The 18,363-nt window shown below is 60.3% G+C and carries 12 protein-coding genes; 5 read left to right on the top strand and 7 right to left on the bottom strand.

What is annotated here, in order from left to right; all coding sequences use genetic code 11:
- Positions 1 to 20 precede the first annotated feature (20 nt).
- Positions 21 to 1,235: an NADP-dependent isocitrate dehydrogenase gene (locus ACN0WV_RS01990; protein WP_417603400.1), complete on the top strand. Its 1,215-nt coding sequence runs from the start codon at positions 21 to 23 to the stop codon at positions 1,233 to 1,235.
- A 133-nt stretch (positions 1,236 to 1,368) separates the two neighbouring features.
- Here ACN0WV_RS01990 and mfd read toward each other — a convergent pair whose 3' ends face one another.
- Positions 1,369 to 4,860, bottom strand: a complete 3,492-nt coding sequence (gene mfd / locus ACN0WV_RS01985; protein ID WP_417603398.1) for a transcription-repair coupling factor — start codon at positions 4,858 to 4,860, stop codon at positions 1,369 to 1,371.
- Between the two features lie 393 nt (positions 4,861 to 5,253).
- On the opposite strand from mfd, the gene ACN0WV_RS01980 reads away from it, so the two are divergent.
- Together ACN0WV_RS01980 and typA are read left to right on the top strand one after the other, a co-directional pair.
- Positions 5,254 to 5,592, top strand: coding sequence for a DMT family transporter (locus ACN0WV_RS01980; RefSeq protein WP_417603396.1), 339 nt, complete (start codon positions 5,254 to 5,256; stop codon positions 5,590 to 5,592).
- A gap of 58 nt (positions 5,593 to 5,650) precedes the next feature.
- Positions 5,651 to 7,471: a translational GTPase TypA gene (typA, locus tag ACN0WV_RS01975; protein ID WP_417603394.1), complete on the top strand. Its 1,821-nt coding sequence runs from the start codon at positions 5,651 to 5,653 to the stop codon at positions 7,469 to 7,471.
- 147 nt (positions 7,472 to 7,618) lie between these two features.
- On the opposite strand, the gene ACN0WV_RS01970 is transcribed toward typA, so the two are convergent.
- The 3 genes from ACN0WV_RS01970 to recA form a co-directional block, all read right to left on the bottom strand.
- Complete coding sequence (locus ACN0WV_RS01970; protein WP_417603392.1) at positions 7,619 to 7,906, bottom strand: DUF1330 domain-containing protein; 288 nt, start codon at positions 7,904 to 7,906, stop codon at positions 7,619 to 7,621.
- Positions 7,907 to 7,909: 3 nt separating this feature from the next.
- A complete protein-coding gene (gene alaS, locus ACN0WV_RS01965; protein ID WP_417603390.1) occupies positions 7,910 to 10,570 on the bottom strand; it encodes an alanine--tRNA ligase in 2,661 nt (886 codons plus the stop codon).
- A 128-nt stretch (positions 10,571 to 10,698) separates the two neighbouring features.
- Positions 10,699 to 11,778, bottom strand: coding sequence for a recombinase RecA (gene recA, locus ACN0WV_RS01960; RefSeq protein ID WP_084349862.1), 1,080 nt, complete (start codon positions 11,776 to 11,778; stop codon positions 10,699 to 10,701).
- A 197-nt stretch (positions 11,779 to 11,975) separates the two neighbouring features.
- On the opposite strand from recA, the gene ACN0WV_RS01955 reads away from it, so the two are divergent.
- The gene (locus ACN0WV_RS01955) at positions 11,976 to 12,569 is read left to right on the top strand and encodes a gamma-glutamyl kinase (protein WP_417603388.1); all 594 of its coding nucleotides are present in this window, start codon (positions 11,976 to 11,978) and stop codon (positions 12,567 to 12,569) included.
- 112 nt (positions 12,570 to 12,681) lie between these two features.
- Here ACN0WV_RS01955 and ACN0WV_RS01950 read toward each other — a convergent pair whose 3' ends face one another.
- From ACN0WV_RS01950 to guaB, 3 genes are all read right to left on the bottom strand, one after another.
- Complete coding sequence (locus ACN0WV_RS01950) at positions 12,682 to 14,958, bottom strand: ATP-binding protein (RefSeq protein ID WP_417603386.1); 2,277 nt, start codon at positions 14,956 to 14,958, stop codon at positions 12,682 to 12,684.
- A gap of 127 nt (positions 14,959 to 15,085) precedes the next feature.
- Positions 15,086 to 16,237 (bottom strand): RsmB/NOP family class I SAM-dependent RNA methyltransferase, encoded by a 1,152-nt coding sequence (locus ACN0WV_RS01945; protein WP_417603384.1) that lies wholly within the window; start codon positions 16,235 to 16,237, stop codon positions 15,086 to 15,088.
- Between the two features lie 251 nt (positions 16,238 to 16,488).
- Entirely contained in the window at positions 16,489 to 17,937 is a 1,449-nt protein-coding gene (gene guaB, locus ACN0WV_RS01940) for an IMP dehydrogenase (protein ID WP_084349860.1), read from the bottom strand.
- A gap of 143 nt (positions 17,938 to 18,080) precedes the next feature.
- Between guaB and ACN0WV_RS01935 the strand changes: the two genes are divergently transcribed.
- Positions 18,081 to 18,341, top strand: a complete 261-nt coding sequence (locus tag ACN0WV_RS01935; protein WP_417603382.1) for a hypothetical protein — start codon at positions 18,081 to 18,083, stop codon at positions 18,339 to 18,341.
- Positions 18,342 to 18,363: the final 22 nt, after the last annotated feature.

Here is an 18,363-nt window from a genome sequence, read left to right as displayed (position 1 = left end):
CCAGCGCGAAAGAGGCCCCCATGTCCAAGATCAAGGTGCAGAACCCGATAGTCGAGCTTGACGGCGACGAGATGACCCGGATCATCTGGGATTTCATCAAGCAGAAACTGATCCTGCCATATCTGGACATCGACCTGCTGTATTACGATCTGGGCATGGAAGAGCGGGACCGCACCGATGACCAGATCACCGTGGACGCCGCACAAAAGATCAAGGAAGTCGGCGTTGGCGTGAAATGCGCCACCATCACGCCGGACGAGGCACGGGTCGAGGAATTTGGCCTGAAAAAGATGTGGCGCAGCCCCAATGGCACGATCCGCAACATTCTGGGCGGCGTGATCTTTCGCCAGCCCATTATCTGCAAAAACGTGCCGCGGCTGGTGCCGGGCTGGACCAAGCCCATCGTGGTTGGACGTCACGCTTACGGCGACCAGTACAAGGCCACGGATTTCCGCTTTCCGGGTGCAGGCAAGATCACGCTGAAATTCGAAGGTACCGATGGCGAAGTGATCGAGCGCGAGGTGTTTGACGCGCCCGACAGTGGCGTCGTCATGGGCATGTATAACCTCGACAAGTCGATCTATGACTTTGCGCGTGCGTCGCTGAATTATGGTCTGAACCTGGGCTGGCCCGTGTATCTGTCGACCAAGAACACGATCCTGAAAGCCTATGACGGACGGTTCAAGGACATCTTTGAAGAGGTCTATGAGGCCGAATTCAAAGAGGCGTTCGAGGAAAAGAAGATCTGGTACGAACACCGGCTGATCGACGACATGGTGGCCAGTTCCCTGAAATGGTCGGGCGGCTATGTCTGGGCCTGCAAGAACTATGATGGCGACGTGCAGTCGGATACCGTTGCGCAGGGTTTTGGCTCGCTGGGGCTGATGACGTCGATCCTGATGACACCCGATGGCAAGGTCGTGGAATCCGAAGCCGCGCATGGCACGGTCACGCGGCACTACCGCCAGCACCAGAAAGGCGAGCAGACCTCGACCAACTCCATCGCGTCGATATACGCGTGGACAGGCGGCTTGAAGCACCGCGCCAAACTGGACGGGAACGAAGCGCTCAAGGGTTTTGCCGAGACGCTGGAGCGCGTGATCATCGAGACTGTCGAGGCCGGGCACATGACCAAGGATCTGGCGCTGCTTGTCGGCCCGGATCAAGGCTGGTTGACCACGATGGGCTTTCTGGAAAAGATCGAAGAGAACCTGAACAAGGCGCTTGCGGGATAAAGTTGTTCCTTGACTGTGCGCCCATACGGGCGCGCAGGGTTCATTTTTGCGTACACGCAGATGGGGGCGCTGCCCCCGTCTGGCTTATGCCAGCCTCCCCCGGAGTATTTTTGCCAAGAAGAAGTGATCAGGGTCAGGTGGCGGACTTGGCGCGCTTTTTCTCGGCAGCGATTTTTTCGGCAAGATCGCGGGCAATGGCAAAGGCACCCTGGATCTTGTCGCGGCTTTTCTTCCAGTCCCGCCGGACGACGATCTTGTTTTCGCGGACCTTTGCGAGGCCTTTCTGATCCTCGATGAATTCGACCAGCCCTTGCGGAGAGGCAAATTTATCATTGTGGAACTGGATCGTGGCACCTTTGGGGCCGCCGTCAAGTTTGGCAATGCCCGCGCGTTTGCACATCGCCTTGATACGAACCACCAACAGGAGCGTGTTGACCTCTTTCGGCAACGCGCCGAAACGGTCGATGAGTTCGGCGGCAAAGCCTTCGAGTTCAACCTTCGTGGTCAGGCTGCTGAGGCGGCGGTAGAGGCCAAGGCGCACGTCAAGATCGGGGACATATTCCTCGGGGATCAGCACCGGGACGCCGAGATTGATCTGCGGTGCCCACTGGTCGTCCGCCTCGGACAGGCCTTCCATCTCGCCTGCGCGGATCTTGGCGATCGCCTCTTCCAGCATGGATTGGTAAAGTTCATAGCCGACGTCGCGCATCTGGCCGGATTGTTCTTCGCCCAGCAGGTTGCCCGCGCCGCGAATATCCAGATCCTGACTGGCGAGTGTGAAGCCAGCCCCCAGCGTGTCGAGGCTGCCCAGAACACGCAGGCGCTTTTCGGCGGTGGCGGTCAGCTTGGCGCGTGGTTTGGTGGTGAGATAGGCATAGGCGCGGGTCTTGGACCGCCCCACCCGTCCCCGGATCTGATAGAGTTGCGAGAGGCCGAACATATCCGCGCGGTGGATGACCATCGTGTTGGCGGTGGGAATGTCCAGGCCGGATTCCACGATTGTCGTGGCCAGAAGCACGTCGAATTTGCCGTCGTAGAAGGCGTTCATGCGGTCGTCGAGCTCGCCTGCGGCCATCTGGCCATGGGCCACCACATAGCTGAGTTCGGGCAGTTGTTCTTTCAGGAAATCCTCAATCTCCGGCAGATCGGAGATGCGCGGCACGACGTAGAAGCTTTGCCCGCCACGATAGTGTTCGCGCAGCAGCGCCTCGCGGATGGTGACAGGGTCGAATTCCGACACATAGGTGCGGATGGCCAGCCGGTCCACCGGGGGCGTGCCGATGATCGACAGATCCCGTACGCCGGTCAGGGACAGTTGCAGCGTGCGAGGGATCGGCGTGGCGGTCAGTGTCAAGACATGCACGTCCGAGCGCAGCTGTTTCAGCCGCTCCTTGTGGGACACGCCGAAATGCTGTTCCTCGTCGATGATCAGCACGCCGAGGTTCTGAAAGCGGATGGATTTGGCCAGCAAGGCATGCGTGCCGATGACGATATCGACGGTGCCGCGCGCGATGCCGTCGCGGGTTTGGGCGGCCTCCTTGGCGCTGACAAAACGCGACAGGGTGCGCACCTCCAGCGGGAAGCCCCGAAAGCGTTCGGCGAAGCTTTTGTAATGTTGCCGGGCGAGCAGTGTCGTGGGCGCGATCACCGCCACCTGCACGCCCGACATCGCAGCGACAAAGGCCGCCCGCATTGCCACCTCTGTCTTGCCAAAGCCGACATCGCCGCAGATCAGCCGATCCATCGGCTGGCCGGAATGCATGTCGGCCATCACATCCTCGATGGCGCGCAGTTGGTCGTCGGTTTCCTGATAGGGAAAACGCGCGGCAAACGCGTCCCACGCCCCCGGCGGCGGGTCCATGATCGGCGCCTTGCGCAAGGCACGTTCCGCCGCGATGCGGATCAGCCGGTCGGCCATCTCGCGGATGCGTTCCTTGAGCTTGGCCTTCTTGGCCTGCCATGCCCCGCCGCCCAGACGATCCAGCAGACCTTCGTCATGGCCGTATCTCGACAGCAGTTCGATGTTCTCGACCGGCAGATAAAGCCGCGCGCCTTCAGCATAATCCAGCAACAGGCATTCATGCGCGGCACCGGCGGCGGTGATGACCTCCATCCCCTGATAGCGACCGATGCCGTGATCGACATGCACCACCAGATCGCCGGGGCTGAGCGACTGCGCCTCGGTCAGGAAATTCTCGGCCTTGCGGCGTTTTTTCGGCGCGCGGATCAGCCGGTCGCCCAGCACATCCTGTTCGGCAATGACTGTGATGTGCTGACGGTCCTGCCACGGACCCTCGAACCCGTGCTCCAGCGCCCAGACGGCCAGATGCAAGCCGCGCTTGCCAATGCGGGTGGCGTCCGTGATGGGGATGGTTTCGGCAAGGCCTTCGTCTTCGATCAGCCCGGACAGGCGTTCGCGCGCACCCTCTGAATAGCTGGCGACGACCACGGGGCCTTGGGCCAGCTTCGCCTTGATATGGTCGGCCAGCGCCCCGAACAGGCTGATGCTTTCCTGCTGGCGTTCGGGGGCAAAACTGCGTCCGATACGCCCGCCCGCATCCACGACCTTTGGACCAGTCGCTTGCGGCAAGGGGTGGAACTGGATCGCGCGCCGCGTGGCTGTGGCTGCCTCCCACGCGGACTCGTCCAGGTACAGCAGGCCGGGGGGCGCGGGTTTGTAGACCGTGCCCATGCGGTTCTTCTGACCCATCGCAAGGCGGCGGGTTTCATATTGGTCGGCAATCGTATCCCAGCGCGCAATCCGGCTGGGCGTGACCTGATCATCCTGCGTGATCGTGGTGCCCGGCAGGTAGTCGAACAAGGTCTCCAGCCGGTCGTGAAAAAACGGCAGCCAGTGTTCGATCCCCTGATGTTTGCGGCCCGCGCTGACAGCCTCGTATAGTGGATCATCCGTGCCGGCCGCGCCGAATTCGATGCGATAATTCTGGCGAAACCGGGTGATTGCCGCCTCGTCGAGGATAACCTCGGACACCGGGGCAAGCTCGATCATGTCAAGCTTTTCGGTGGTGCGTTGCGTGGCGGGATCAAAGCGGCGCGCGCCGTCCAGCACGTCCCCGAAGAAATCGAGCCTGACCGGCCCGCCATCACCCGGCGGATAGATGTCGATGATACCGCCCCGGATGGCATAATCGCCGGGTTCCATCACGGTGGGGGCCTGCGAAAACCCCATGCGGACAAGAAAGCCGCGCAGGGCCTCTTCGTTGACGCGCTCGCCGACGCGTGCGGTGAAGGCGGCCTCTCGCAGCACGTCCCGCGCGGGGATATATTGCGACGCGGCGTTCAGCGTGGTCAGCAGGATGAAGCGATCCGGCATTGCGTGAACCAGCGCGGCCAGTGTCGCCATACGCGCTGCCGAGATGTCGGCATTGGGCGAGACCCGATCATAGGGCAGGCAATCCCATCCCGGAAAGCTGAAAACCGGCATCGCAGGCGCGAAGAAGTGCAACGCATCGCGGATTTGCGCCAGCCGCTTGTCGTCGCGAGCAATATGCAGGACAGGAGCGGAACTGCGCTCCAGCTCTTGCAGGATCAACCGGGCGTCGTAGCCTTCGGGCGCGCCACCCATGGTGATATGATCGCGCGAGGGGGTATCGGGATATGCCATAGCTGACGCAAATGGGGCATGCCGGGGGCCGCGTCAACCTGTCTCCAGCGCGTTTGGCAGCCTGCCTGGCCTGGTTGTCGCCCCTGCCCGAATGTTATTCTGGCGCTTATCCGCTGAATGCCAGCGACGCGCCGCAAATTGATGGAATATGGCTGACAGCATCGGATTGATCGTTTTATGTCACTTAACGACCCAAACCGGGTTAGTATGCGCCGCGACGGCACGGGACGGGCTGTTCGACACTGCCCCATGCAGCAGCGCATATCGGTCGATGGCTTTAAAAAGACCCGCCTTTGCAACTGGTCCTCCCAACCAGACCCAATTTGCTTGCGTTTTCGGCAACTCTGATTGATCTGAAGGCTCGCGATACATGCTCTGAGGAAAGGTCCATCTATGTCTTTGTTGACTTACGCCACGCTGTTTCTGGCGGTTCTGGCGGAAACCATCGGCACGACCGCGCTTCAGGCCAGCCAGCAATTCACCAAACCCCTGCCCTCGGTGATCGTGGTGGTGGCTTATGCCGCAGCGTTTTATCTGCTGGCACTGACCCTGCGCAGCGTGCCTGTCGGCGTGGCCTATGCGCTTTGGTCCGGTCTGGGAATTTTGTTGATCGCGCTGATCGGCTTTGTCGTTTTTGGTCAAACGCTCGACTGGCCGGCTGTGATAGGAATGTTGCTCATCGTCGCTGGCATCGCAGTGATACAGCTGTTTTCGGCGGCTGCGACGCATTAGGGGGTGGTCTTTTGCCCTCAGCAAGCGTACGGCGCGGGCGAACAGAAAAGGTTTCCAAATGGATCTGCGAAATATCGCCATCATCGCCCACGTCGACCACGGCAAGACCACACTTGTGGACGAGCTGCTGAAACAGTCGGGCGCTTTCCGTGAAAATCAGGCAGTTGCCGAACGGGCGATGGATTCGAACGACCTCGAGCGAGAGCGCGGCATCACGATCTTTGCCAAGCCCACCTCGGTTGAATGGAAAGGTCTGCGGATCAATATCGTCGACACCCCCGGCCACGCCGATTTCGGTGGCGAGGTAGAGCGGATCCTGTCGATGGTGGATGGCGTTGTCCTGCTGGTCGATGCCGCCGAAGGGCCGATGCCCCAGACAAAATTCGTGACCTCGAAGGCGCTGGCGCTTGGCTTGCGCCCGATTGTCGTTCTCAACAAGGTCGACAAGCCGGATGCAGAGCCTGACCGCGCGCTGGACGAATGTTTTGATCTTTTTGCCAGCCTCGACGCCAATGATGACCAGCTTGATTTTCCGCATATGTATGCGTCGGGCCGCAACGGCTGGGCCGATCACGAGCTGGACGGACCGCGCAAGGATCTGACCGCGCTGTTCGACCTGATCGTCAATCACGTCCCTGCCCCCAAACAGGTCAAGCGGCAGGGCGAAGACTTCCGCATGCTGGCCACCACACTGGGCGCCGATCCGTTCGTCGGGCGCATCCTGACGGGCCGCGTGGAATCGGGCAAGCTGAAGGTCGGCTCAACCGTGCAGGCGCTTAGCCGCATCGGCCAGAAGATCGAACAGTTCCGCGTCACCAAGATCCAGGCGTTCCGCGGCCTTGCCCAGCAGGACATCGAAGAGGCGCAGGCCGGTGATATTGTAAGCCTCGCCGGCATGACCAAGGCGACAGTTGCCGATACGATCTGCGCTTTGGCCGTGGACGAAGCCCTTGATGCCCAACCCATCGACCCGCCCACCATCACCGTCACATTCGGCATCAATGACAGTCCTCTGGCCGGGCGCGACGGCAAGAAGGTACAATCCCGCGTGATCCGTGAACGGCTGATGAAAGAGGCGGAATCCAACGTCGCGATCAAGATCAGCGACACGCCCGGCGGCGAAGCCTTCGAGGTCGCAGGGCGCGGCGAATTGCAGATGGGCGTTCTGATTGAAAACATGCGCCGCGAAGGGTTCGAGCTGTCAATCTCGCGTCCTCAGGTGCTGATGCGCGACGGCGATAATGGCGAACGGCTGGAACCGATCGAAGAAGTCACCATTGATGTCGATGACGAATATTCCGGCGTGGTGATCGAAAAGATCACCGGAACGCGCAAGGGCGAATTGGCCGAAATGAAGCCCGCCGGTGCAGGCAAGACCCGCATCATCGCCCATGTTCCGTCGCGCGGTCTGATCGGCTATCACGGCGAATTCCTGACCGATACGCGCGGGACAGGCGTTCTGAACCGGGTGTTCCACACATGGGCCCCGCATAAGGGCACCATTCCCGGCCGTCGTGCGGGCGTCCTGATTTCGATGGAAGCCGGCGTCGCAGTTGCTTACGCGCTATGGAAGCTGGAAGATCGCGGCAAGTTTTTCATCGGCGCACAAGAACAGGTCTATACCGGAATGATCATCGGCGAGCACAGCCGCGAAAACGATCTTGAAGTGAACCCCCTTAAAGGCAAGCAGTTGACCAACGTGCGCGCCAGCGGCACGGACGAGGCGGTGCGTCTGACCACGCCGGTTCGGATGTCTCTGGAAGAGGCGATCGCCTATATCGACAATGACGAACTTGTTGAGGTCACCCCCACCGCAATCCGTCTGCGCAAGCGCTTCCTTGACCCGCATGAACGCAAGCGGATGTCCAAGGCAAGCTGACCTTCCATCATCATCGGTGTCCAGCGCGGACACCGACAACAATCTGTAGATAATTAAAATCGGCGGCCAGTGGCCGCCGATTTTTTGGTTAAATAATTGATTTTATAAGACGATGTGTCCGGTCTGGCGAGCCCGCCAAATCAGCGCCTAGTCAGTCGTCTCGACAATCAACAGCTCGCGCTCTGATGCTCCGCGCGCATGTTTCAGCGCGTCCTGATACTCGGGCGAGTGGTAGCAGGTTTCCGCCTCTTCAAGAGTGGCAAATTGGGCGACAACATTGCGCGGCCGTTTCTTGCCCTCAAGCTGTACGAAACGTCCACCGCGCGCGATGAAGCGACCGCCATGTTTGGCAATCGCGGGACCGGCAAGCTCGGCATAGCGGCCATAGGCCTCGGGATCCGAAACGGTCACGTGGGCAATCCAAAGTGCTGGCATAGTTTATCCTCCGATTACGGCTTCTGCCGCCTTGAAAGCGGCCTCTGCATTTGCGGCATCCGCGCCTCCGCCCTGCGCCATATCGGGCCGACCGCCGCCGCCCTTGCCGCCCAGTTCGGCCACTGCGGCACGCACAAGATCAACAGCGGACACACGGCCCATAAGATCCTCGGTCACGCCAGCCGCCACAGCGGCCTTGCCACCGGTATCCGCGATCAGCAGCACCACGCCCGACCCAAGCCGCGCCTTGTGCTCGTCGATCAGCGGCGGCAGATCCTTGCCGGACACGCCTGACAATACCTGCGCCACCATCTGCACACCGTTGACGTCGCGCGCATCGGTGCCCCCACCTTTGCCAGACCCACCGGCCATCGCCAGTTCGCGGCGCAGCTGCGCCACCTCGTTGCTCAGCGCCTTGCGCTCGTCCAGCAAGGCACGGACACGCGCGGGAACGTCGGTGGTCTGGGTCTTCAACTCGGACGCCACATCGGCAAGCCGGTGGTCTTGCCCCGAAAGATAGCGGAAGGCATCAGCGCCGGTCAGCGCCTCGATCCGCCGCACACCCGCACTGGAGGCACTGTCGCCAAGCGTCACGAACACACCGATATCACCGGTCTGGCGAACATGCGTGCCGCCGCACAGCTCGATCGAATAGGTCGCGCCATTGCCGCCCTTGCCCGATTGCGGGTCATGCCCCATCGAGACCACGCGGACCTCATCGCCGTATTTCTCACCAAACAGCGCTTGCGCGCCCAATCCACGCGCGTCGTCCGGCGTCATGATGCGGGTTTCGACAGGCGTGTTCTGACGGATGAAATCGTTCACCTCGGCATCGACTTGGGCCAGCTCAGCAGGTGTCAGCGGTTTTGCGTGCGAAAAGTCAAACCGAAGCCGGTCATCGGCATTCAAGGACCCGCGTTGCGCCACATGATCGCCAAGCGCCCGGCGCAGCGCCTCGTGCAGCAGATGCGTTGCCGAGTGGTTGGCACGGATCGACGTGCGGCGCGCGTGATCCACCTCCAGCACCGCGCCTTCGCCTTTGGTCAACGTACCTTCGGTCAACTCGGCAAAATGGATAAACACCCCGGCCACCTTGAGCGTGTCGGTGATCCGCGCAAGGCCAGAGTCGCTGCGGATGATGCCGCTATCGCCGACCTGCCCGCCTGACTCGGCGTAGAAGGGTGTCTGGTTCAACACGATCTGCACGGTGTCGCCCGCTTTGACCGAGGCAACCTCGGCCCCGTCGGACACCAGCGCCACGATCTGACCCTCGGCGGTTTCGGTGTCATAACCCAGAAAATCCGTGGTGCCGTGCTTGTCGGCAATGTCGAACCAGATCGTCGCATCCGCCGCCTCGCCAGAGCCGGACCACGCGGCGCGGGCCTTGGCCTTCTGCTCGGCCATCGCGGTATCGAAGCCCGCCGTATCAACGCTGCGATCCTTTTCTCGCAACGCATCCTGTGTCAGGTCGAGCGGAAAGCCGAACGTGTCATACAGCTTGAACGCCGTCTCACCCGGCAATGCGGCATCGGCGGGCAGCTTGCCCAGCTCGTCATCCAGCAATTTCAGACCGCGATCCAGCGTTTGCTTGAAGCGCGTCTCTTCCTGCTTGAGCGTTTCTTCGATCAGCGACTGCGCCTGTCCCAATTCCGGATAGGCCGCGCCCATTTCATGCACAAGCGACGGCACCAGACGGTGCATGACCGGATCCTGCGCGCCCAGCAAATGCGCATGCCGCATCGCCCGCCGCATGATCCGGCGCAACACATAGCCGCGCCCGTCATTTGCAGGCATCACACCATCCGCAATCAGGAACGAGGTCGAGCGCAGATGATCGGCGATCACCCGGTGATGCACGTTGCCCGGCCCGTCGGGTGCCCCATCGGTGACGTTGGCGCTGGCCTCGATCAGGTGGCGCATCAGGTCGGTGTCGTAATTGTCGTGCTTGCCCTGCAAGAGCGCGCCGATCCGTTCCAACCCCATCCCGGTATCAATCGACTGCATGTCGAGCGCGCGCATCGAGCCGTCCTCGAACTGCTCGTTCTGCATGAAAACGATGTTCCAGATCTCGATGAACCGGTCGCCGTCTTCCTCAGGACTGCCCGGAGGACCGCCCCAGATATGATCGCCGTGATCGTAGAAAATCTCTGTGCAGGGGCCGCAAGGACCGGTCGGGCCCATCTGCCAGAAATTATCGGAGGTGGCGATACGGATGATGCGGTCCTCGGGGATGCCTATCTTCTTCCAGATCTCGAATGCCTCGTCATCGGTGTGGTACACCGTGACCAGAAGGCGAGAGGCATCTATGCCGAATTCGCGCGTGATCAGCTCATAGGCAAACCGGATCGCTTCGGTTTTGAAATAATCGCCGAAGCTGAAATTTCCCAGCATTTCAAAGAAGGTATGGTGCCGCGCCGTATAGCCGACATTGTCGAGATCATTGTGCTTTCCGCCCGCCCGCACACATTTCTGCGACGTCGTGGCGCGGGTGTAATCGCGATGCTCCACCCCGGTGAACAGGTTCTTGAACTGAACCATGCCCGAATTGGTGAACATCAGCGTCGGATCGTTGCGCGGCACCAGCGGGCTGGAGGGCACGATACGATGGCCCTGTTTCTCGAAATAATTCAGAAAAGTAGAGCGTATGTCGTTGAGCGAAGGCATATTCTGGTCTCGTGCAAGGATTTTACGCAGGTGTACCGCCCTGCCCTGCGACTGTCCATGACGCATTGAAAAAGGCCGACACACCTTGCGAGGGTGCCGGCCTTTGAAATCTGTTCGCCGGACTGTGCTTAGCTCTCCATCACCTCGTCGGGTGCCCCTTCGCCACCGGCACCCATGTCGAAATCGAGCCCGTGACTGGCGCGGATCTTGTCTTCGATCTCCAGCGCCATCTGCTTGTTTTCACGCAAGAAGTTCTTTGCGTTTTCGCGGCCTTGTCCGATCCGCTCATCGCCGTAGCTGAACCAGCTGCCGGATTTATCGACGACTCCGGCCTTGACCCCCAGATCAAGAAGCTCGCCCATCTTGCTGATGCCTTCGCCGAACATGATGTCGAATTCGACCTGCTTGAAGGGTGGGGCCACCTTGTTCTTGACGACCTTGACGCGGGTGGAGTTTCCCACAACCTCGTCGCGGTCCTTGATAGAGCCGATACGACGAATATCGAGCCGCACGGAACTGTAGAATTTCAGCGCGTTGCCACCCGAAGTCGTTTCCGGGCTGCCAAACATCACGCCGATTTTCATCCGGATCTGGTTGATGAAGATCACCATACAGTTCGAACGGTTGATCGAGCCGGTCAGCTTGCGCATCGCCTGGCTCATCAGGCGGGCCTGCACGCCCACGCTGCTGTCGCCCATATCGCCTTCAAGTTCGGATTTCGGGGTCAGCGCAGCAACCGAATCGACAACCACCATGTTGACAGCGCCCGACCGGACAAGCGTATCGACGATCTCCAGCGCTTGTTCGCCGGTGTCGGGCTGGCTGATCAGCAATTCGTCCAGATCAACGCCCAGCTTGCGGGCATAAAGCGGATCAAGCGCATGTTCGGCATCGACAAAAGCGCAAACACCGCCCTTTTTCTGCTCTTCGGCCACGCAATGCAGGGTCAGCGTGGTTTTGCCAGAGCTTTCTGGCCCGTAAATCTCGATGATCCGCCCCTTGGGCAACCCACCGATCCCCAACGCGATGTCCAGTCCAAGCGACCCGGTCGAGGTTGCTTCAATGTCCTTGATCACATTGTCGCCGCCAAGTTTCATGATCGACCCCTTGCCGAACTGCCGTTCGATCTGGGCCAAAGCGCTGTCCAGCGCCTTTTGTTTGTCCGCGTTGCGCTTGCTGTCCATCGTCAAAAGATCTGCCGTTGCCATGAGTTTCGTGTCCTTATTCCACACCCGTTGCCGGGCGGCAATTGCTGCTTCATGTTCGCCTCTTGTTCTCATCTGTATGAGATCAAAACAGGAACAATTCAAGTTAAATCCTACTCTCGTCAGTTTTCGTGGAATTGGTTAAGGAAGGATTGAGGGGTTTGGGCCATACCTGCCAAACGATCGAGGAGGTTTTCCGAATGCTGGTGTTCTGGAAAGAAAGACTGGTGTTTCTGGCGGTGCCAAAAACGGGTTCGTCGGCTTATGAGGCGGCCTTGAAGTCCCGCGCATCCATGGCTGTCATGGACCCGCCGGAACTGAAACATGCGCCGATCTACCGCTATAATCGGTTTTTCCGCCCGATGTTCGAAAAAGTCGGCGCCGATAACATGGAGACGTTGGCCGTGGTCCGCGACCCGCTGGATTGGCTTGGCAGCTGGTTTCGCTATCGCAAGCGGCCCTTTCTGAATGGCAAGCCGACATCGACCGCCGGGATAGATTTTGACGATTTTGTCCTGGCCTACATGAAAGGCGACAAACCGCCCTTCGCCAATGTCGGGAGCCAGGCGAAATTTCTGGAGCCGCGGCCGAACGGTGTGCGGATCAACCATCTTTTTCGCTATGAGAACCAACCCGCATTGCAGCAGTTCATCGAATCCCGTTTGAACGTCACCCTTGACCTGCCAAAGACCAATGTTTCGCCAGAGATGGACCTTACTGTCTCGACAGAAACGGCAAAGATGTTTCGCAAGAAATGCGCCAATGAATATGAGGTCTGGGAAAGCGGATTGTGAGGCGGAACAGCCGCGAAATCGTATGTTTGCCGATTGGATGTGAAATCCACATCCAGCAGACCTGCGCACGCTCATTCACGTTGTCAGACTGCGCCACGCAACCGGGTTCGGGCTACGACAGTTGTTTATGGACGGTCTCCGTCAAATCGCTCAGTGAAAACGGCTTTGGCAGGAAGATCGACTTCGGGATGCGGGCATCGCTGTCGCGGAAGACGTCCTCGGCATAGCCGGACACAAAGACAACGCGCACATCGGGCCGGGATTTTAACGCTTCACGCACCCAGGTTGGCCCGTCCATGCCGGGCATCACCACATCCGTCACGAAAACATCGACCTCGACGCTGGTGTCTTCCAAGAGCTTCAGCGCATCTTCGGCAGAGGCTGCCTCCAATACCGTGTATCCCCGAAGCCGCAGCGCGCGGGATGCAAACGCACGCACCGGTGCCTCGTCCTCGACCAGAAGCACTACACCTTCGCCATGCCGGATTATCGGTTTCTCAATCGCCGGTCTGGGCAATGCTTCAAGAGGCAGTTCCAACTCGCTGGCGGGCAGGAGAAGCGTGAAACACGTCCCGGACCCGGTCACGCTGTCGACAAAGATAAAACCACCGGTCTGCTTAACGATCCCGTAGACCGTGGACAGGCCCAGCCCTGTGCCCTCGCCCGTGCGTTTTGTTGTGTAGAACGGCTCGAACACCTTTTGCAGCTTGTCCGGCGGAATGCCGATACCGTCGTCAGACACTTTCACCGACACATATTCACCCGCCGCCACCTCTGCGCGGTCACGGCGCATGGGTTCACTCAGCACCCTCATGCCCGTTTCGATCACGATACAACCGCCCGTGGGCATGGCGTCGCGTGCATTCACGACGAGATTCATCATCACCTGTTCCAGCTGACGCTTGTCCGCCCGCACGGGTTTCAGCACCGGATCATGCCGCAAATCCAATCCGACCTTCTCGCCGACAAGGCGGTTCAGAAGATGGGTAAGGTCAGACAAGGTATCACGCAGGTCCAGAACTTCCGGCCGCAAGGTCTGCTTGCGGGAAAACGCCAGCAACTGACCCACCAACGCAGCGGCTCGGTTGGCGTTCTGATTGATCTGCACCAGGTCGCTGAAATCCGGGTCCCCCTGATCGTGCCGCAGCAACAACAGGTCGCAATGTCCTGAAATCGCGGTCAGAAGGTTATTGAAGTCATGCGCGACCCCGCCCGCCAACTGACCAATCGCCTGCATTTTCTGGCTTTGGACGAATTGCGCTTCGAGCGTCTTCAATTCGGTGGCATCATTGATGACCGCAATCAACGCGGTCTGCCCGTTCTCGGAAATCCGGTTCAATGTGACCTGAACGAAAACTTCCTTGTCCGCCCGCGTGAGCCGGAGAAACTCCGAATGGCTGGTGCCACGTCCCGAAGCCATTTCCTGTATCCAGTCGGTCAGCGGTCGCCCCAGACCTTCCATATAGTCCGACAGTTGTTTTCCATTGGTGCAGATGTCGCCAAAAAGCGCCCGCGCCTCTTTGTTGGACCGCAGCACCACGCCGTTTGGTGAAAGCTTGAGAAGGCCCACCGGCAGCGCATCAAACGCAGCCGCGGCATCATCGGTCGCGGTTTGCCTGGGTGCGGGCAGCAAGAACAGCTCTGACCTGCCGACACCCGCCGGAACGCAGGTCGCCAAACGCGCCACAACGCCATCTTCGGTCTGAATACGATGCACGGTTCCCGACACAAGCGGCGGATCAAGAATCAGGCAATCCAGCGATGCAATCCTATGGCCAGCCATCTGACGCGCGGCTTCGTTCAGGGAAATGACAACGTTATTGCGCCCAAGTGTCAGCATCGGCACATGTTTCATTGCGGCACAGGATGACGGCTTTTCGGTCGCGGTGCCTTCCTCGACACGCCACAGCAAGCCGGACTTGCCAAGCGCGTGCACCGAAATGCGCACGCTACCCTGTCTGGTCACGATCTCTTCGCGTGCGGTCCCGCCGGCGTTGATGCGCGTTTGCAGACGGTAAAGCACGTTGCCGGGATTCGCGAGAATATCCCGTAGCTCTCCTGCCAGCGTCGCGCCTTCGCTTTTGCCATAACGTGCTTCGGCCGCATGGTTGCGAAAGATGATTTCCCCCTCGGGGTCGGTGAAAAATGCAAAAGCACTGTCTTGGGCGATGACTTCGGCCAGGGCATCATACGCCTGATCACGGCGACGCTTGTGAAGATATGTCAAAGATCTGGACAGCGCCGCCAGACAAGCTGCTGTCAGCCCGCCAACCGATAACGCCAACTGTAATTGGTACGAACTGACCAGAAAGGACAGGGCCAATAGCAACCCGGCGGCCATCAACAACCAGCCAAGCCGTTGCGAGACGCGGTCAGAAGCGCGCGTCATCGGTCCGGGATTCAATGCCGTATAGGCCAAGGCGACCCCCTGTGATTCTCACCCCGGCCATTACGACGAGAGATTTGTTAACCGCTCCTTAAAGCTGAAAATATCGTCTCAAGGTTGTGCGTCCCGGTCAAGCATCCGCCGACATCAGTGCCAGGAAAAAGCCGTCACCGCCATCGACAGGCAGAAACTGTCGCCGGTCTGCAACGCGCCAGTCCGGACGATCCGCCAGAAACCGGTCAATCACGGAGTCATTTTCATCGGACAGGATCGAACATGTGACGTAGGCCAAATGCCCGTCCGTGGTCAGATATGCCGACGCCTCACGAAGAATATCCAACTGAATATCCTGCAATTCCTGCAACCGCGCCTCGGTCAATGCCCACTTGCCCTCAGGCGAACGCCGCCACGCACCGGAGCCCGAACAGGGCGCATCGCAAAGGATCAGATCGTAGAGCCCGCCGGGCCTGTCAATCCGCGCGATCTGCGCCCCCGCCCGCTCTGCGCGTTTCGGCAGATCAGACATGCGGCGCGGATCTGCGTCATGGGCTTCAACCGGGCCGGACAGGCGTGCCGCCATCGCGAGCGCTTTGCCACCGCCGCCAGCGCAATAATCCAGCACACGCATTCCCGCGCGCAACGGCAGTTGATCGACGACGGCCTGGCTGGCCGCGTCCTGAAGCTCTACCAGACCCTCGGCATAGGCCTGAGACAGATGCACCCGGCGCGCGCCCTCGGTGACTTCCAGTGCAGAGGGAGACAAGGCATGCGGTTGCGTGGCGATCCCTTCGGCCAAAAGAGACTCTTGCGCCACCTTAACTGTTCCGCGCAACCTATTGACACGCAAGAAAACAGGTGCCCGTTCCCGAAGAGCCAGCGCGGTCGGCTCCACCTCGGGCAGTGAAGCCTTGAGCCGTGTAAGCAGCCAGTCCGGCATGTCCATGGCTTCGGCGCTGTCTGGCGTGCGCCCTGCGGAAAGTTCAGCATCAGTAAGCGGCTGTGGCCCGTAGCCTTCGCCGGTAAATACGTCAGCCGGGTCCGTGCCTTCGGCGCGCAACAACCCGAGGATCAGCGCGCGCCCGGCTTCGCCTCCGCCGAGCGCCGCGCAGCTTCGTTGGCACCGGATCACGGTGTAGACGTGATCGCGGACCGCCGCGCGGTCTTTGGACCCGGCGAAACGTGCGCCGCGTGCCCAGTTGGTCAGCGCTTGCTCGGCAGCGATACCCGTCGTGACACGGTCCAGAACTTCGATGGCAGCTTGGTAGCGGGCAGCAGGCGTCACGTCAGAACCTCATGTGTCATTTCAAAATTGTTTCCTGATAGATCGTCTTCAATGCCGAAATTGACTGAAGCCAGAGACCTCCGCGCCATGTATATTGTCAGAAGACGTGAAGATCTGCTTCATAAAGCCAATATGCAGTGATGACCGTCTCTGTTCGACGAGCAAAGCCTGTGCAGAGCGCGACACAAAGCGGAACCGGAGCCAGTGAGCCGCGCAAATTGACGCTGTCAGACGCTGACGTCGCGCCCCGGTTAACCGATCCGGTAGTTCGGCGACTCGCGGGTGATCTGCACATCATGCACATGGCTTTCGTGAAGCCCTGCCCCGGTGATCTTTACGAACTGACAGTTCCGGCGCATTTCATCGACCGTGGCGCAGCCGGTATAGCCCATCGCCGCGCGCAAGCCCCCGACCAGTTGATGGATCACCGCCGTCGCGGTGCCCTTGTAGGGAACCTGACCCTCGATGCCTTCCGGCACCAGCTTGTCGCTGGCGGCGTCTTTCTGAAAATACCGGTCGGCAGAGCCGCTCGCCATCGCGCCCAATGACCCCATGCCGCGATAGCTTTTGAAGGTACGGCCTTGATAAAGGATGACTTCTCCGGGGCTTTCATCGGTGCCTGCGATCATGCTGCCGACCATCGCGCAGGACGCGCCTGCGGCAATCGCCTTGGCAAAATCACCGGAAAACTTGATGCCGCCATCGGCGATCACCGGAATATCCCCGGCCTCTCGGGCGCAATCCATGATCGCGGTCAGCTGCGGTACGCCGACGCCTGCAACCATGCGCGTGGTACAGATGGATCCCGGCCCGATGCCCACCTTGACCGCGTCCGCCCCCGCGCCGATCAGCGCGCGCGTTGCCTCTGCGGTGGCGACGTTACCGGCGACGACCTGAACCTCGTTGGACAGCGCCTTGGCGCGCTCGACGGCGATCGCCACGCCCTCGGAATGGCCATGCGCTGTGTCGATCACGATCATGTCGGCACCGGCATCGACCAGCGCCTGACTGCGTTCAAACCCGGCATCGCCCACGGTCGAGGCCGCAGCAACGCGCAGCCGCCCCAGATCGTCCTTGCAGGCGGTGGGATTCAGCACGGCCTTCTCTGTATCTTTCAGCGTCAGAAGGCCCGTCAGCTTGCCGTCCTTGTCAGTGACCAGCAGCTTTTCGATCCGTCGGCCCTTCATCAGGTTCTTGGCCTCGTCGCGATCAGCAGGTTCTTGCAGGATCGCCAGATTGTCGGAGGTCATCATCACCCGCACGGGCGTGTCGTCATGTTCGGCAAAACGCATGTCGCGGTTGGTCACGATGCCGACCACCCGGCCCTTTTCGTCCACCACCGGAAAGCCGGTGAAGTTGTAGCGTTCAATCAGCGCCTTGGCATCCGCCAGCGTCTGATCCGGCGTCAGCGTCACCGGGCTGTAGACGATACCGGATTCGAACCGTTTGACCCGGCGCACTTCACGGGCCTGCTGTTCGATATCAAGATTGCGGTGGATCACGCCCATCCCGCCGGCCTGCGCCATCGTTATCGCCATCCGGCTTTCAGTGACCGTATCCATGGCAGAGCTGAGCAGCGGAATGTTCAGCGCAATCGCCTTTGTCACCCGCGTGCGGGTGTCAGCGGTGCTGGGCAACACGCTGGAAGCTGCGGGAACAAGCAGAACATCGTCGAAGGTGAGCGCCTCGCGAATCTCCATGGCAGTAACCTTTCGGTGGGAGCGTCGTTTGACGCGTCCCTATCTCATGTGGTGGTCGGAAAGGAAAGAGCGAAACGTGCAGCCAGGCCCCGCCCGGCACCTGCCAATTGCCGGTTGCGCTGGCCGCGATCGATACGGCAGCCATGATGACGCATACAGATGACACCGGCGTCGGAGCCCCGGAACGAAACCCAAGGGCGGCACATTGCAACGCAATCGACGTCGGCCTTGCCAGCCTTGGCACTCCCTCTGGTGCCGTGCAGACCGAAGATTGCGCCTCGGTCGACGAGACCAGCCTCCATGCGGCGCAAGCCTGCGTGAACGCAGCGCAGGTCTTTTTCCTCGAACGCGCGGGCCGTTCATTTGTGCGGCCGGTATGCCCCAGTGGCATGCAGACAGATTGACGCAAATGCCGGTGTCGCCTGA

Origin of the sequence: Primorskyibacter flagellatus, assembly GCF_048268605.1 — a bacterium.
Classification (GTDB): Bacteria; Pseudomonadota; Alphaproteobacteria; order Rhodobacterales; family Rhodobacteraceae; genus Primorskyibacter; species Primorskyibacter flagellatus.
The sequence above is the reverse complement of the archived record's forward strand: the minus strand, read 5'-3'. Positions and strand labels throughout refer to the sequence as shown.

What these genes read in the sequence shown, in the direction of transcription:
- ACN0WV_RS01990 (WP_417603400.1), top strand. Translation starts at nt 21, where the DNA reads ATGTCCAAGATCAAGGTGCAGAACCCGATAGTCGAGCTTGACGGCGAC.
- mfd (WP_417603398.1), bottom strand. Translation starts at nt 4,860, where the DNA reads ATGGCATATCCCGATACCCCCTCGCGCGATCATATCACCATGGGTGGC.
- ACN0WV_RS01980 (WP_417603396.1), top strand. Translation starts at nt 5,254, where the DNA reads ATGTCTTTGTTGACTTACGCCACGCTGTTTCTGGCGGTTCTGGCGGAA.
- typA (WP_417603394.1), top strand. Translation starts at nt 5,651, where the DNA reads ATGGATCTGCGAAATATCGCCATCATCGCCCACGTCGACCACGGCAAG.
- ACN0WV_RS01970 (WP_417603392.1), bottom strand. Translation starts at nt 7,906, where the DNA reads ATGCCAGCACTTTGGATTGCCCACGTGACCGTTTCGGATCCCGAGGCC.
- alaS (WP_417603390.1), bottom strand. Translation starts at nt 10,570, where the DNA reads ATGCCTTCGCTCAACGACATACGCTCTACTTTTCTGAATTATTTCGAG.
- recA (WP_084349862.1), bottom strand. Translation starts at nt 11,778, where the DNA reads ATGGCAACGGCAGATCTTTTGACGATGGACAGCAAGCGCAACGCGGAC.
- ACN0WV_RS01955 (WP_417603388.1), top strand. Translation starts at nt 11,976, where the DNA reads ATGCTGGTGTTCTGGAAAGAAAGACTGGTGTTTCTGGCGGTGCCAAAA.
- ACN0WV_RS01950 (WP_417603386.1), bottom strand. Translation starts at nt 14,958, where the DNA reads ATGACGCGCGCTTCTGACCGCGTCTCGCAACGGCTTGGCTGGTTGTTG.
- guaB (WP_084349860.1), bottom strand. Translation starts at nt 17,937, where the DNA reads ATGGAGATTCGCGAGGCGCTCACCTTCGACGATGTTCTGCTTGTTCCC.
- ACN0WV_RS01935 (WP_417603382.1), top strand. Translation starts at nt 18,081, where the DNA reads ATGATGACGCATACAGATGACACCGGCGTCGGAGCCCCGGAACGAAAC.